The sequence below is a fragment of the Arabiibacter massiliensis genome (genome assembly GCF_902386925.1).
Taxonomy (GTDB): domain Bacteria; phylum Actinomycetota; class Coriobacteriia; order Coriobacteriales; family Eggerthellaceae; genus Arabiibacter; species Arabiibacter massiliensis.
The window spans coordinates 641,859-657,503 of the sequence record NZ_LR698996.1 but is presented as its reverse complement, the minus strand read 5'-3'; the positions used below and the strand labels follow the sequence as shown (position 1 = coordinate 657,503).

General features: G+C 67.7%; 12 protein-coding genes. 8 read left to right on the top strand and 4 right to left on the bottom strand.

Features of this window, described 5'->3' with window-relative positions:
• Nucleotides 1-26: 26 nt before the first annotated feature.
• Both FX134_RS02845 and FX134_RS02840 read left to right on the top strand, forming a co-directional pair.
• Nucleotides 27-1,229, top strand: coding sequence for an NADP-dependent isocitrate dehydrogenase (locus FX134_RS02845; protein WP_080797450.1), 1,203 nt, complete (start codon nucleotides 27-29; stop codon nucleotides 1,227-1,229).
• Nucleotides 1,230-1,473: 244 nt separating this feature from the next.
• Nucleotides 1,474-2,790, top strand: a complete 1,317-nt coding sequence (locus FX134_RS02840) for an FAD-dependent oxidoreductase (protein WP_080797449.1) — start codon at nucleotides 1,474-1,476, stop codon at nucleotides 2,788-2,790.
• 45 nt (nucleotides 2,791-2,835) lie between these two features.
• On the opposite strand, the gene FX134_RS02835 is transcribed toward FX134_RS02840, so the two are convergent.
• Nucleotides 2,836-3,822 (bottom strand): hypothetical protein, encoded by a 987-nt coding sequence (locus tag FX134_RS02835; protein WP_080797448.1) that lies wholly within the window; start codon nucleotides 3,820-3,822, stop codon nucleotides 2,836-2,838.
• Between the two features lie 15 nt (nucleotides 3,823-3,837).
• On the bottom strand, nucleotides 3,838-4,146 hold the full coding sequence (locus FX134_RS02830) for a hypothetical protein (protein ID WP_080797447.1): 309 nt from the start codon (nucleotides 4,144-4,146) through the stop codon (nucleotides 3,838-3,840).
• A gap of 175 nt (nucleotides 4,147-4,321) precedes the next feature.
• Here FX134_RS02830 and FX134_RS02825 point away from each other — a divergent pair, with 175 nt between their 5' ends.
• The 5 genes from FX134_RS02825 (at nucleotide 4,322) to FX134_RS02805 (ending at nucleotide 10,292) form a co-directional block, all read left to right on the top strand.
• Entirely contained in the window at nucleotides 4,322-5,344 is a 1,023-nt protein-coding gene (locus tag FX134_RS02825; protein ID WP_080797446.1) for a helix-turn-helix domain-containing protein, read from the top strand.
• A 128-nt stretch (nucleotides 5,345-5,472) separates the two neighbouring features.
• The gene (locus FX134_RS02820) at nucleotides 5,473-7,479 is read left to right on the top strand and encodes an oxidoreductase (RefSeq protein ID WP_172623353.1); all 2,007 of its coding nucleotides are present in this window, start codon (nucleotides 5,473-5,475) and stop codon (nucleotides 7,477-7,479) included.
• A gap of 46 nt (nucleotides 7,480-7,525) precedes the next feature.
• A complete protein-coding gene (locus tag FX134_RS02815) occupies nucleotides 7,526-8,521 on the top strand; it encodes an SDR family NAD(P)-dependent oxidoreductase (RefSeq protein WP_172623352.1) in 996 nt (331 codons plus the stop codon).
• Nucleotides 8,522-8,647: 126 nt separating this feature from the next.
• Nucleotides 8,648-9,985 (top strand): Y-family DNA polymerase, encoded by a 1,338-nt coding sequence (locus FX134_RS02810; protein ID WP_080797443.1) that lies wholly within the window; start codon nucleotides 8,648-8,650, stop codon nucleotides 9,983-9,985.
• A complete protein-coding gene (locus FX134_RS02805; protein WP_080797442.1) occupies nucleotides 9,978-10,292 on the top strand; it encodes a hypothetical protein in 315 nt (104 codons plus the stop codon). The genes FX134_RS02810 and FX134_RS02805 overlap by 8 nt, the downstream gene beginning before the upstream one ends.
• An 82-nt stretch (nucleotides 10,293-10,374) precedes the next feature.
• Here the strand turns inward: FX134_RS02805 and FX134_RS02800 are convergent, their stop codons facing one another.
• Nucleotides 10,375-11,277: a Fic family protein gene (locus FX134_RS02800; protein ID WP_080797441.1), complete on the bottom strand. Its 903-nt coding sequence runs from the start codon at nucleotides 11,275-11,277 to the stop codon at nucleotides 10,375-10,377.
• Between the two features lie 208 nt (nucleotides 11,278-11,485).
• Here FX134_RS02800 and FX134_RS02795 point away from each other — a divergent pair, with 208 nt between their 5' ends.
• A complete protein-coding gene (locus tag FX134_RS02795) occupies nucleotides 11,486-13,015 on the top strand; it encodes an aminotransferase class I/II-fold pyridoxal phosphate-dependent enzyme (RefSeq protein WP_087881522.1) in 1,530 nt (509 codons plus the stop codon).
• Between the two features lie 30 nt (nucleotides 13,016-13,045).
• On the opposite strand, the gene FX134_RS02790 is transcribed toward FX134_RS02795, so the two are convergent.
• Nucleotides 13,046-15,568, bottom strand: coding sequence for an excinuclease ABC subunit UvrA (locus tag FX134_RS02790; protein WP_080797440.1), 2,523 nt, complete (start codon nucleotides 15,566-15,568; stop codon nucleotides 13,046-13,048).
• Nucleotides 15,569-15,645: the final 77 nt, after the last annotated feature.

Here is a 15,645-nt window from a genome sequence, read left to right as displayed (position 1 = left end):
GCTCTTTGGACGCAGAAAGGCAGACCATGGCGAAGATTCAGATGACCACGCCGTTGGTGGAGATGGACGGCGACGAGATGACGCGCATCATCTGGCAGATGATCAAGGACGAGCTGATCTGCCCGCACGTCGACCTCAAGACCGAGTACTACGACCTGGGCCTGGAGCACCGCAACGCCACCGACGACCAGGTGACCGCCGACTCCGCCGAGGCAACCAAGCGTTTGGGCGTGGCTGTGAAGTGCGCCACCATCACGCCGAACGCCGCGCGCATGGACGAGTACGACCTCAAACAGATGTGGAAGAGCCCCAACGGCACCATCCGCGCCCTGCTCGACGGCACGGTGTTCCGCACGCCCATCACCGTGGCGGGCATCGAGCCGTGCGTGCGCAACTGGGTCAAGCCCATCACCATCGCCCGCCACGCCTACGGCGACGTGTACAAGAACACCGAGCTGCGCATCCCCGGCCCGGGCAAGGTGGAGCTCGTGTACACCGCCGCCGACGGCTCCGAGACGCGCGAGCTCGTGCAGGAGTTCGACGGCCCCGGCATCGCGCAGGGCATGCACAACCTGGACGCGTCCATCGAGAGCTTCGCGCGTAGCTGCTTCGAGTACGCGCTCGACCTGGGCCAGGACATCTGGTTCGCCACTAAGGACACCATCTCCAAGAAGTACGACCACCGCTTCAAGGACATCTTCCAGGAGATCTACGACGCCGAGTACGCCGCGCGCTTCGAGGCCGCCGGCATCGAGTACTTCTATACGCTCATCGACGACGCCGTGGCGCGCGTGATGAAGGCCGACGGCGGCTTCATCTGGGCGTGCAAGAACTACGACGGCGACGTGATGAGCGACATGGTGTCGAGCGCGTTCGGCTCGCTCGCCATGATGACGTCGGTGCTGGTGTCGCCGGCTGGCGTGTACGAGTACGAGGCCGCGCACGGCACCGTGCAGCGCCACTACTACAAGCACCTCAAGGGCGAGGAGACGTCCACGAACTCGGTGGCCACCATCTTCGCGTGGACCAGAGCGCTGCGCAAGCGCGGCGAGCTGGACGGCCTCGACGACCTCGTGGCGTTCGCCGACCGCCTGGAGCGCGCCACGCTCGACACCATCGAGGCCGGCGAGATGACGGGCGACCTCGCGCTCATCACCACGCTGGAGAATCCGACGACGCTCTCCACCCGTGACTTCATCCTCGCCATCGCCAAGCGCCTCGCCGCGTAAGCCGCAAAACGTCAACCTGCACGCGGCACTTGGGATCCGTCCCGGGTGCCGCTGGTTTCGGAGGATTGTCGACCGAAACACACGCTTGAGGCTGCTGTGGCGTGTGTTTCGGTCGACAATGGCTCACGCAAGCGAAACCGTTCGGCAAGGGGCGGGTGACGCGGCGCGTGGGCCAGCGGTGCGCCCGATCGGACGAGATACCCTTCTCCGCGACTGTTTCCATCTGCGGACGAAAGGGCTGGCCATGACATCTATCTGGGAGGCGACTGCGCAGCGGCCGGAAGGCCCCGTGCGCACGCTCCACGGCGACCTGCGCGCCGACGTGGCGGTGATCGGCGGCGGTATGGCGGGCATGCTGTGCGCGCACATGCTGACGCAAGCGGGCGCGCGCTGCGCGGTGCTCGAGGGCAAGCGCGCGGGCCTCGGCGTCACGGCGAACACCACCGCCAAAGTGACCGCCCAGCACGGCCTCATCTACGACAGCATCGTCAAGCGCGAGGGCCCCGAGCGGGCGCGTCTCTACTACGAGGTCAACCAGGCCGCCGTCGAGGGCTACCGCGCACTTGCCGAGCGCGTCCCCTGCGACTTCGAGGAGCGGACCGCCTACGTGTACGCCCAAGGCTCCACCGCCAGCATCGAGCGCGAACGCGCCGCCTACGAGCGCCTGGGCATCCCGCACCACGTGCTCGACCATGCGCCCGTGCCCGTTCAGAACAACGGAGCACTCGGCATGGAGGGCCAGGCGCAGTTCAACCCGCTCAAGCTGCTCTTCGGCCTCATGCCGTCGATCGAGGTGTACGAGGACGCGTTCGTCACGGACGTCGAGGGAAACACGGCGCACACGGCCCAGGGCTCGGTCACGGCCGACTACATCGTGTACGCGACGCACTACCCCCTGGTCAACGTACCCGGCCTCTACTTCATGAAGCTGCACCAGGAGCGCTCCTACGTGCTCGCGCTCGAGGGCGCCCAGCCGGTGGACGGCATGTTCGTGAGCGACGGCGGCGGCTACTCGTTCCGCACCTACGGCGACGCCCTGCTGGTGGGCGGCGGCGGGTGCCGCACGGGCGAAGGCCCCGGCCCCGACCAGGGCTACGCCCAGCTGCGCCGCTACGTCGGCGAGGCCTATCCCGGCGCGGCGGAGCGCTACGCGTGGGCCACGCAGGACTGCATGAGCCTGGACGGAATGCCCTACGTCGGCGTGCACCAGCGCAGCCACCCGAACCGCTACGTGGCCACCGGCTTCAGCAAGTGGGGGATGACCGGCTCCTACGTGGCCGCCCGCGCCATCTGCGACCTCATCGTGCGGGGGCGCAGCGACGTGCAGGGCCTCCTCTCGCCGCAGCGCTCCATGCTCTCGCCCAGCCTGTTCTCGAACCTGGGCGTCTCGGCCGCGAATATCGTGAAGCCGGGGAGGCGCTGCACGCACCTGGGCTGCTGCCTGGCGCACAACGACCAGGAGGATTCGTGGGACTGCCCCTGCCACGGCTCTCGCTTCGACGCCGAAGGCGAGGTGCTCGAAGGCCCCGCGAAGCGTCCCATCAAGCCTGAGAGCCGGTGACGGACGGGGGTCTCGCGCTAGGAACGAGGCCCCCGGCTCCGAACGCTATCTGTTCTCGGGCGGCGTGAAGGCGAGCTCCTCGTCGGCCTTCGCCTCGAGGGCTTCGAATTCGAACTGAGCCATGAACGCCGGCGCCTCGATTCCGTGGTTCTCGAGGGCGATGGGGCTGATCGAGCCGAAGTTGCCTTCGAGGTAGCGCATGCGCTCGTCCATGACCAGCCAGCAGTCGCCCGTGTCGTAGGCGATGGCCCGGTCGGTGGGGATGTAGAAGCGGTTCGAAATGCCGAACGCGGCGAGGAAGCCGTCCACGAGCGCCTTCCACTCCTTCTTGCCCAGGTCGGGCCCGTAGCCGCCGAGGGAAAGCGCCGTCTTCTCGATGGGAAGCCCGCCGTCTGCGGCGGGCAGGAAGATGCGCCTGAGCTCGAAGAGCCTGCACGCCTCCTCGCCGGCCCGGTAGTTGGCGGCGAGCGCCTCCTCGAGCGCCGGGGTGAGCACGGTGGGCAGGCCGGAGAAGGCGCCGAGCGGCTCGGCCAGCTGCACGCCGCGGTTGTTGGCGTCCCAGCTCTCCTGGATCATGTTCATCTTTCGATAGCAGTCGGCCTCGTAGACGTCGAGGCCGTGGAACTCGGCGAATCCGAGCCCGCGCAGCAGGTTGCATGCGCGGCGGCGGTGCGGCGCGCCGAGGGAGGAGGAGGCGTCCTCGAACCGGCGCAGGAACGTCATCGTCGGATCGTAGAGCTCCGCGCGCCCCGCAAGGCCGTGCGCGGCCACGGCCACGGCGTCTACGTCCACGGTGAAGGCCCAGGTGGGCGCGTCGCTGTCCTCGATCCCCAGCAGGGCGCGTGCCAGGCTCGACGCCTCCCCGACGCAAGCGAGCCGGAACGGGGCGCCGTCCGCGACCGCCCCCACCTCGTAGGCGCCCTCGCAGAGGGGCGCGAGCTCCGCCTGCGCCCCCACGCCGAACGCCTCCTCGGCCACGGCCGTCCAGAAGCGCCCGAGCTCGCGCGGCCCGATGTCGGCCTCCGCCCACACGCCCTCGATGCAGGATCATCCGGGGCGCTGCTGGTCGCGGGCGTCGTAGACCCTGCCTGCCGAGAACGCCCGCAGCGGGAGCGGCCCCCTCAGCGAGGCCAGCTGGGCGGCGAGCAGCTCCGAGCGCAGGGCGCAGCCGCCGTCCTCCAGGAGGACGGGCCGGGCGTCCATGTCGTCGGGCTTGCGATGCAGCTTGAAGGACCAGTCGGGCTCCTCGACCTCGCGTGCGGAGCCGTCGTCGTGCGGGGTGAAGCCGTTGAGCGCGAGCGCGCGTTTCAGCGCGTCCTCGACCGCGCGCAGCGGATGGTGCGTGATCTTTTCCATAGCGTCTCCTCGGTGAGTCTGTCGTGCGCTGCAGGATGGCGGATGGGGATGGAGACTGGATGAGTTGCCGAGGATTATCCTGCACCGTTGCTGGTACAATAGTTCAAATACTTTCCCGCGTCAATGAACGCGGGTGGCAAAATGGAAAATAATTGAACGTTGGAAGGACGCACCCATGAAGTTCGCCGTCACGCCAGAGCTGGCAAGGCTCATCAAAACGCTGCGCGCGCAGAACGGCGTGGGCGCCAAGGAGCTGGCCGAGCACCTGGGCAAGAGCCCCTCCTACGTGTCCAAGCTCGAAGGCGGCGCCGTCAAGTTCGTCGAGCGCGGCACGTTGGCCGACGCGCTCTGCTTCGCTGCCGGCGGCGGGGGCCTCTACGAGGAGGCGCTGCCGAGCGCGGTGCGGCTCCTCCGGGGATCGATGGAGCCCGGGCGGCTGGTCGACCAGGTGTGGCTCATGCACTTCGACGTGGTGGAGCGGCCGATCCGCGTGCCCGAGGGCATGGCCGCCGACATGGCGCGCAATCTCGCCGAGATGGGCGTCACGACGGAGGGCCTGGCGGCGTTCCTCAACGCCAACGTCGACTCCCAGATGTCGGACTCGTTTCCCGCCAACGAGATGCTGGTGGTGGACTACGACGGCAAGCGCCGCATGCTCGCGCGCGTGGAGATCGAGGAAAGCGCCATTGACCAGCTCATTCGCGAACGCGGCGCCACGGTGCGCTACTTCACGCTCTACAACGTCGTGCACGCGCTGTTCCGTCTCAAGCGCTTCCCGGACGTGATGGAGAAGCTCCCGCCCGACGACGCGGCCACGGTGCTGCGCTGCGCCGCGGCCTACATGGAGCGGTGGGGCGTGCACTCCCTCATCGGCTACAGCCACTTCCTCTCCTCCGACGAGTTCATCGAGCACCAGCGCCCGCTCGCCGCCGCCGAGGTAGGCATCGTGGAGCGCATCGGCGAGCGCTTGCGGGAGGTGTCCGCGCACGACCCGCTGCACGCCGTCAGCCAGCTCAACGCCTTCTACGACACGCTCGAATGGGATCCCGCCTTCGCGCTCAAGGTGATGGGGATGCCCTTCGCCGTCCTCGACGACCTGAGCTTCTCGAACAAGCGCAGGCTCCTCGACGACATCCGCGAGCTCGTGGAGCGCTACGACCGCATGGAGGAGTTCGAACGCAAGATCGAAAGCTACTGAAGCGGCCGTTGGTGGGAAAAACATTCCATTGAAGGAAGCAATAGTGGAAAATAATTGAATAGTAGGGCCCAGCCCGCTACCATGGGGGACGGATGAGCGGTCGAGGAGGTCGATCAGAGGAGAACTCCATGAACACCGAATTCCCCATGCTCATGAAGCCGGGGTCCATCGGCCGTTGGGATCTGCCCAACCGCATCGTCATGGCGCCCATGGGCACGCTCAACGCCGACAAGGACGGCTACATCACCGACCGCTCGATCAAGTTCTACGCCGAGCAGGCGAAGGGCCGCATGGGCCTCATCGTCGTCGAGTGCACCTTCATCGACGAGGTGGCCAGCAAGGGCGAGGAGAACAGCCAGATGCTCACCCGCGACGACCAGATTACGGGCATGGCGCGCCTGGCATCGGCCATCAAGGACTGCGGCGTGAAGGCGGTGCTGCAGCTCAACCACATGGGCAAGCAGATCGCGCTCACCGACCGCCCCTCCTGGGGCCCCTCCACCATGAACGAGCTGATGGGCGGCGTCATGCCGTTCCCCATCCGTGGCATGTCGAAGGCCGAGATCAAGCAGTGCGAGCGCGACTTCGCCAAGGCCGCCTGGCGCGCGAAGATGGCCGGGTTCGACGGCGTGGAGATCCACGGCTCCATCAACCATCTCATCGCCATGTTCTGCTCGCCGTTCTACAACCACCGCGACGACGAGTACGGCGGCTCGCCCGAGAACCGCGTGCGTTTCTACCGCGAGATCGTCGAGGAGGTGCAGAAGGAGTGTGGCAAGGGCTTCCCCATCATCGCGCGGCTGGCCGGCGACGAGTACAGCCCCGACGGCCTGACGATGGAGGAGGGCATCGCGCAGGCGAAGATCCTCGAGAAGACCGGCGTCGTGTGCTTCCACATCGTAGGCGGCGACTACCGCAACGTGCGCTGCATCAACGCCCAGTATGACAAGCGCGGCGACTTCATCGAGATCGCGCGCGGGTTCAAGGAGGCCGGCATCGAGCTGCCCATCATCCTGGACGGCGGCTTCACCACGCCCGACTTCGCCGAGCGGGCGCTTGCGGAGGGCGCGTGCGACTTCATCGGCCTGGGGCGGCCCATCATCGCCGACCCGCTGTGGGCGGTGAAGATAGCCGAGGGCCGGCCCGAGGACATCGTCCCGTGCATCCGCTGCACGAAGGGGTGCGTAGGCACCATGGAGACGTTCAACGCGGCCGTGGGCCTGCGCTGCTCGGTGAACCCGCGCTGCAACATGGCGGGCATCCGCGACGTGAACCCCGTCGGCCGGGTCAAGCGCGTGGGCATCGCGGGCGGCGGCCCCGCGGGCATGGAGGCGGCGCGCCTTCTGCGCGTGCGCGGCCACGAGGTGGACCTCTACGAGAAGCGCAAGCTGGGCGGCACCATGCACGAGGCCGCGTTCGACCGGGAGCTCAAGCACGACATCGGCCGGCTCATCGATTACTACGCCGTGCAGATGCGCAAGCTGGGCGTCAACGTGATCGAGCGCGAGGCCGACGCGCGCACCCTGATCGAGGGCGGCTACGACGCTGTGATCGTGGCCACGGGCGCGCCGGCGCTGCCCGCGAAGTGCAAGGGCGCGGACGCGCATGCGGGCAAGGTGCGCTCGCTGCGCGACTTCGCCGAGAATCCCGACGCCGACTCCCTCGGCCAGACCGTGCTCATCGTGGGCGGCTGCTTCATGAACCTGGAGATGGCGCTCAGCCTCCTGCGCAAGGGCAAGCGCGTGATCGTGAGCTCGCGGCGCGGCGCGACGATGGGCACGATGGAGCTCGGCGACGACAACTCCACGCCCCAGCAGCAGCGCCTGAACATCCTTTTGGACGAGTTCCGCAAGGAGGGCCGGCTCGCGTTCAAGCTGAACCGCTCGTTCGTCGAGGTGACGGACGCCGGCGCCGTGCTGCGCGACGGGAAGTCCAAGAAGGAGGAGGAAGTGGCCTGCGACGACATCCTCATGTGCCGCGGCTACCACGGTCAGCCGGCCCTGTGGCGCGAGGTGCGCGAGGCCGTGCCCGAGGCCTACCTGGTGGGAGACGCGGTGCTGCGCTCGCGCTGCGACGACAAGCGGGTCATCCACGATGCCATCACCGACGCGTGGGGCATCGCGAACAACATATAAGCCAGGGCCGCGAAGGGCGGCCGCAACGCGAGAGGAGACAAGGCTCATGGGAGTGTTGGACGGGAAAGTCGCCATCGTCACGGGATCGGGGCAGGGAATCGGGCGCGGCATCGCCGTAGGGCTCGCGCGCGAGGGCGCCCGCGTGGTCACGAACAACCGCGCGCCCGGCTCGCTGAGCGTGCGCAGCTACGACAAGGACTCCATGCCCGAGGAGGACTACAACGAGATGCTCGCGCTGGCGGGCGACGCGGAGGCCACGGCGGCGCTCATCGAGGCCGAGGGCGGCGAGGCCGTGCCCTGTTACGGGGACGTGTCGGTTCCGGAGGACGCCGAGCGCCTGGTGCAAGCCGCCCTCGACGCGTGGGGGCGCGTGGACATCGTCGTGAACAACGCGGCGGGCATGGGTTCGGGCTCCATCGTGAACCTCGACGAGGCGATGTGGGACAAGCTCACGGTCACGAAGATGAAGGGCGCGTTCAACATGATGCACTTCGCCGTGCCCCACATGATCGAGCAGGGCTTCGGCCGCATCTTCAACGGGTCGTCCGACGCCTGGGTGGGCCTGCCCGACAACGACGCGTACTCGGCGGGCAACGCCGGGATCGTGGGCCTCACCTACGCGTCCGCGAAGGAGCTCTTCCGCTTCGGCATTACCGTGAACGCGTACTGCCCGCAGGGGAAGTCGCCCGCGCATGCCGTGGAGTACAACAAGATGCTGCGCAACGTGAAGGCGGCCACCGGGGTGGATCCCGACCCCGAGCTTCTGAAGGTGGTCGAGGACGACCACGGCGATCCGGCGAACCTGGGCCCGATCCTCGCGTACCTGTCCACCGAGGAGGCCGGCTACATATCGGGCGAGGTGTTCGGACTGAAATCGTCGGGCAAGATCGACCGGTACTCCTACCCCGAGGTCGTCGCCCGCGCGCAACGCGAGCCCGGCCAGGGGTTCCTCTGGGACGTGACCGAGCTGTCGGACGTGTTTCGCGACGTGGTGATGGGGGAGGGCTACGTGAGCCACGCCTCCAAGCGCGCCTGGGGTTGACGCGCGGCGCGGGCGGGACAAGGGGACGGTTCCCTTGTCCCGCCCTTTTTCGTCGCCCCTCCCTTCTCGAACGTGGTATACTAGCGAACAAACGTTTCCACAAACGAGAGTTCGAAGGAGGGCGGCGTGGCCGAGGGGCGCACCTACGTGTGCATCGACTTGAAGAGCTTCTACGCGAGCGTCGAGTGCGCCGACCGCGGGCTCGACCCGCTCAAGGCGAACCTCGTCGTGGCCGATCCGGACCGCACGGAGAAGACCATCTGCCTGGCCATCACGCCGCCGATGAAGGCGCTCGGCCTGTCCAGCCGCTGCCGCGTGTTCGAGATCCCGGAGGGCGTCGACTTCATCATGGCGCGCCCGCGCATGCGGCGCTACATGGAGGTGTCGGCCGACATCTACTCCGTCTACCTGCGCTACGTGTCGCCGGAGGACATCCACGCGTACTCCATCGACGAGTGCTTCATCGACGCCACGCCGTACCTTGCGCTCTACCAGGTGGACGCGCGGGAGTTCGCCGTCATGCTCATGGACGCGGTGCTGGCCGAGACCGGCGTCTACGCCACGGCGGGCATCGGGCCGAACCTCTTTCTCGCCAAGGTGGCGCTCGACATCACGGCCAAGCACGCGCCGGACCGCATCGGCGCGCTCGACCAGGCAGAGTTCGAGCGCAGCATCCAAACGCATCGGCCCATCACCGACATCTGGAACATCGGTCCCGGCATCGCGCGGCGGTTGGCCAAGTACGGCGTGCACGACCTGCGCGGCGTGTGCGAGATGAGCGAGGCGACGCTCTACCGCGAGTTCGGCGTGAACGCGGAGTACCTCATCGACCATGCGCACGGGGTGGAGCCCTGCACCATCGCCGACATCCACGCCTACGAGCCGAGCGGCCATTCCCTGATGAACGGGCAGGTTCTGCCCGGCGACTACACGTTTGACGAGGCGCGCGACGTGCTCAAGGAGATGGTGGACCAGCTCGTGCTGGATTTGGCGGACAAGCGCCTGGTGGCGGAGTCCATCTCGCTGTTCGTGGGCTACGCGAAGGGGCCGGGCGGGAACGCGGACGGGGAGGGCGGCGCGTTCTTCGACGGCGGCCACGGCAGGAGGCCCGCGAGCGGCAGGCGCTCCTTCCCCCACACCGGCGCCACGCGCAAGCAGCCCGACCGCACGAACCTGTTCTCCAAGCTCATGCCGCGCTTCTTGGAGCTCTACGACGAGACCACGCGCACAGACGCGCCCATCCGCCGCCTCAACGTGGGCTTCGGCGGGGTGCTGCCCGAGGAGTTCGCCACGATGGACCTGTTCACCGACGAGGCGGCCGAGGCCGAGGAGCGCAGCCTGCAGCGCGCGGTGCTCGACGTGAAGCGCCGCTTCGGCAAGAACGCGCTTCTGCGCGGCACGAGCTTGAAGGAGAAGGCCACGGCGCGCGAGCGCAACGAGCAGATAGGGGGCCACCATGCCTGAGCGCCGCCCGCGGGCCGACCGCGCCCAGCAGTTCATGCCCTTCGCCGCCTTGCGCGGCTACTACGACCTCGTCCGCGAGCGCGAGCGGACGGCGGAGCCCCGGCGTGAGATGACCGAGGAGCGCGCGCTCGAGCTGTCGCAGAAGTTCGCGCAAGTGGAGCGCCGCGCGATGGTCGCCGTCACCTACTACGACGGCGAGGCCTACGTGATCGCGCGCGGCCTCGTGAGCGACATCGACGAGGCCGGCCGCACCCTCACCATCGTGCGCGAGCGCATCGCCTTCGACGACATCTGGGACATCGAGTGAACGGCGCATTGTCGCCCGAAACGTACGGTTTTCGCGCCAAAACCGTACGTTTCGGACGACAGTAAGGGCAAATGAGAGGGGACTACGAACGCTGCTGCTCCAGTTGCAGCATGCGCTGGCCGATGGAGTCCTCCAGCCGGCGGGCGACGAGGTCGACCATCGCCGAACCGTCGCGGCCCTCGAAGTCGCGCGTGAACGACTCGATGGCCTGGTAGTACGCGGCGACGCCCGCCTCGTCAGCCTTGAGGCTCACGGCGGGGTAGCCGGCGCTCATCAGCATGAAGTTGAGCAGCACGCGGCCCGTGCGGCCGTTGCCGTCCTGGAAGGGATGGATGTCCTCGAACGCGAGGTGGAAGAGCGCCGCCGTCTCGATCGCGGGGCCCTCGGCTTTCTTCGTCCAGGCGAGGAGGCTGTTCATGAACTGGGGGACGCGCGCGGGTGGCGGGGGGATGATGGGCGAGGAGGAGATGTAGCGCTGGTCCCAGCGGTACTCGCCGGGCTCGCAGTCGTCCAGATGCGCCGATGCGGCTTCGTGGATGGAGAGGATGACTTCCTCGGAGAGCGGCTTGCGGTCGCGCACGAGCTCGACCATGAGGTCGAACGCACGGGCGATGTCGACGACTTCGAGGTGCTCGCTCAAAGGCTTGCCGGGAATGACGGCGTCCTCCTCGAGCACCAATCCGGTTTCCTTGAGCGAAAGCGTATTGCCTTCGATGCGAGCGGTGGTGTGCACGAAGTCGACTTTCACGGTTTCGAAGATATGGTCTTCCTTCGTGGGGTCGAAGCCGTGAGCGGCGAGGATCTCCCTCTGATCTTCGAGCCGCTCTATGAGCGCCCTGTCGCATTTCGGAGCCGTGGGGCGCGTGTCGAAGCGATGAAGCTGGTATTGAAGAAGGCGCAGGTAATCCTCGCGTTCGTCGGTGATGCCGTACATCTTCTCGTAGCCAGTGGCGTAATCGAGATCGCTCAAGTCCTGTTCCGTCATGAGGGCCTTCCGTGTCTTCGAGGCGGTTGCGGGTTGCACGGTTAGATTCTACCACGTCTCCAACGGCACATTTCGACGCGGCCTGACCGTCTGCCTTCGCTGCGGTACCGGAAAATGAACTTTTCTGCGCATGCCTTGTATCCTCGGCGGTTCTCTGGTTCAATAGGTTCAATTTAATTCCAAGCGAAATTGAACCTATGGAGCGTCTATGAGCATGCAGCACGAAACGTTCGCCGACCGCCTTGCGCAGGCGATGGCGGCCAAGGGACTCAAGCAGGCCGATCTGATACGCATCGCCTCAAAACGTGGAACGAGGCTTGGGAAGAGCCAGGTCAGCCAATACGCGAACGGGAAAACCGAGCCGCGCCGCCCGGTGGGGCGTCTGCTCGCCGACATCCTCGAGGTGCCCGAGGCGTGGCTCCTCGACGGCGCGGGGCACGATGCGACGGGCACCGCCAAGGGAGAAATTGAACTTTCAGAACCGAACGAATCATCCGAAATTGAACTGAGGAGCGAGACCATGCGCGAGATCAAGAAGTCGACCAAACTGGACAACGTGCTGTACGACGTGCGCGGACCGGTGGTGGAGGAGGCTGAGCGCATGGAGGCGGCCGGCGCGCGCGTGCTGAAGCTCAACATCGGCAACCCGGCGCCCTTCGACTTCCGCGCGCCCGAGGAGATGGTGTTCGACATGAGCCGCCAGCTGGCCGAGTGCGAGGGCTACTCCTCGGCGAAGGGCCTGTTCTCGGCGCGCAAGGCTATCATGCAGTACGCGCAGCTCAAAGCTATCCCGGACGTCGATATCGAGGACGTGTACACCGGCAACGGCGTGAGCGAGCTCATCAACCTCAGCATGCTCGCGCTGCTCGACAACGGCGACGAGGTGCTCGTGCCCTCGCCGGACTATCCGCTGTGGACGGCCTGCGTGACGCTCGCCGGCGGCACGCCCGTGCACTACGTGTGCGACGAAGGGGCCGAATGGTACCCGGACATGGACGACATCCGCAAGAAGGTGACGAGCCGCACGAAGGCCCTCGTCATCATCAACCCCAACAACCCTACCGGCGCGCTCTACCCGCGCGAGGTGCTCCAAGAACTCGTGGATATCGCGCGCGAGCACAACCTCATCATCTTCTCCGACGAGATCTACGACCGCATCGTCATGGACGGCCTCGAGCACGTCTCCATCGCCTCGATGGCGCCCGACCTGTTCTGCGTCACGTTCAGCGGCCTGTCGAAGTCGCACATGGTGGCCGGCTACCGCATCGGGTGGATGATCCTCTCGGGCGACAAGGCGTCCGCGCGCGACTACATCCTGGGGCTCAACATGCTCTCCAACATGCGCATGTGCTCGAACGTGCCCGCCCAGTCCATCGTGCAGACGGCGCTCGGCGGCCACCAGAGCGTGCAGGGCTACATCGTGCCGGGCGGGCGCGTGTACGAGCAGCGCGAGTACGTGTACCAGGCGCTCAACGACATCCCCGGCGTGACCGCGGTGAAGCCCAAGGCCGGTTTCTACATCTTCCCGAAGCTCGACGTGAAGAAGTTCAACATCGTGGACGACGAGAAGTTCGCGCTCGACCTTTTGCACGAGAAGCGCTTGCTGGTGGTGCACGGCGGCGGCTTCAACTGGAAGAAGCCCGACCACTTCCGCGTGGTGTACCTGCCCCGCATCGAGGTGCTCGGCGAGGCCATGCGCGATCTTAGCGATTTCCTCAGCCATTACCGCCAGGCGTGAGGCGGCGTCCGTCGCGAAGCGCTCCTGCGGCTACAAATACCGCCCGGTGACGCTGTCGGGGTTGGCGGCGACCTCTTCGGGGGTGCCGGCGGCGACGATGCGGCCGCCGGAGGCACCGCCGCCGGGGCCGAGGTCCAACACGTAATCCGCATTGGCGATGACATCGAGGTCGTGCTCGATCACCACGACGGTGGCCCCTTGCGCGACCAGGCGGTCGAACACCTCCAAGAGCGTGCGCACGTCCAAGGGGTGCAGGCCGATGGTGGGCTCGTCGAACACGAACACGGCATCCGTCTGCGAGCGCTTCATCTCGCTGGCCAGCTTCAGGCGCTGGGCCTCGCCGCCGGAGAGCGCGGGGGTGGCCTCTCCGAGCGTGAGGTAGCCGAGCCCCAGGTCGTGGAGCGTCTGCAGGCGCGTGGCCACCTTCTTGAGGTCGGCCGTGCACGGCAGGGCCTCGTCTACGCTCATGGCCATGAGGTCGGGCAGCGACAGCATATCCACGGGGTCGCTTGCGTGCGAGCGGCGGATGCGGTCGGCCTCGGCCGCGTAGCGCGAGCCGCGGCATGCGGGGCAGGTGATGCCCACGTCGGGCAGGAACTGCACGTCTAGGCTGATGGAACCCGTGCCATCGCACACCGGGCAGCGCAGCTTGCCGGTGTTGTACGAGAAGTCGCCCGCCTTGAGACCGGCGGCCTTGGCATCCGGCGTGCGGGCGAAGGCGCGGCGCAGCTCGTCATGGACGCCCGCGTAGGTGGCCACGGTGGAGCGAACGTTGATGCCGATGGGGGAGGCGTCGATGAGGTTCGCCCGCTCGATGCCCGCGGCCTCGACGGCGCGCACGTGGGCGGCCGGCGCCTCGCCGATCGCAGCCGCCGCCAGCGCGGGCACGAGGCTCTCCAGCACGAGCGTGGTCTTGCCCGAGCCCGACACGCCGGTGACGGCGGTGAGCCGCCCGCGCGGGATGTCCACGGAAAGCGGCTTCACGGTGTGGAGCGCCTCGGTTTCCAAGTGGATGCGGCCGAGGGTAAACACGTCGCTGGCCGCCGCGCGGTCGCGCACGCGCACGGTGCGCGCACCGGAGAGGAACGGCCCGATGAGCGAGGCGGGGTCGGCCTCGATCTTAGCCACGGGGCCCTGCGCGACCACGCGCCCGCCCGCCGCGCCCGCACCCGGGCCCAGCTCCACCAGGTGGTCGGCCTCGCGCAGGATGCGCGTGTCGTGGTCCACCATCACCACCGAGTTGCCGTCGGCCAGCAGATCGCGCATGACCTCCAAAAGACCGTCGACGTTGGCGGGATGCAGCCCGATGGACGGCTCGTCGAGCACGTAGAGCACGCCGGTGGTGCGGTTGCGCACGGCGCGGGCCAGCTGCACGCGCTGCCGCTCGCCGGTGGAGAGCGTCGCTCCCGCGCGGTCGAGCGAGAGGTATCCCAGCCCCAAGTCGCCGAGCCGGCGCGCCGTGTGCTGGAACGACTCGCAGATGCTCACGGCCATCGGCCGCATCTCGGGCGGCAGGCCGCCCGGCACGGCGGCGACCCATTCCACCAGGTCGTCGAGCGTCATCTCCGTGGCCTCGGCCAGGTCGATGCCCGCCACCTGGGGGCGTCGCGCCGCGTCGGAGAGGCGCGTGCCGCCGCAGTCGGGGCAGGGGCCCTGCTTGAGGAAGCGCGCCACGCGGGCGAGGCCCTTCTCGTCCTTCACCTTCGCCAGCGCGTTCTCCACGGTGTACACGGCGTTGAAGTAGGTGAAGTCCATCTCGGCGAACGTCTCGGTCTTCTTCGCCCGGTACAGGATGTGGCGCTTCTCGGCGGGGCCGCGGAACACGATGTCGCGCTCCTTGGGCGTGAGCTGGGAAAATGGCACGTCGGTGCGCACGCCCATCTCGCGGGCGACCTGCTTCATGAGGTCCCACATGAGCGTGTTCCACGGAAGCACCGCTCCCTCGTCGATGGAAAGCGACTCGTCGGGCACGAGCGCGGCCTCGTCCACCGCGCGCACGATGCCGGTGCCGTCGCACTCGGGGCACGCGCCGTCGCCGTTGAAGGCCAGCTCCTCGGCGCTCGGGCCGAAGAACTCCACGCCGCACGTGGGGCACGTGATGGGCCGCTCGGCGGCGACGTTCAAGGTGGGCGGCACGCGGTGGCCGTTCGGGCACACGTGGCTGCCCGTTCGCGAGAACAGCAGCCGCAGCGAATTCAGGAGCTCGGTGGAGGTGCCGAAGGTGCTGCGCACGCCGGGCGCGGCGGGGCGCTGGTGCAGCGCGAGCGCGGCGGGCACGTGCAGCACCTCGTCCACGTCGGCGCGCCCCGCCTGCGTGAGGCGGCGGCGCGTGTAGGTGGAGAGCGCCTCCAGGTAGCGGCGCGACCCTTCGGCGTACAGCACGCCGAGCGCGAGCGACGACTTGCCCGACCCCGACACGCCCGCGATGCCCACGAGGCGGTTCAGGGGGATGTCCACATCGACGTCGCGCAGGTTGTGCACGCGCGCTCCGCGCACCTGGATGCGGTCGGGCGCGGGCGGGGTGGGCGGCTGAGTGTTGCGAGAAGTTTCCATGCACCCATTGTAACGGTTCGCGCGCCGAGGCTTACGAAGAAGTAAGCGCGCCGTAAGCGGCGGGCAAGAGCCCCGCA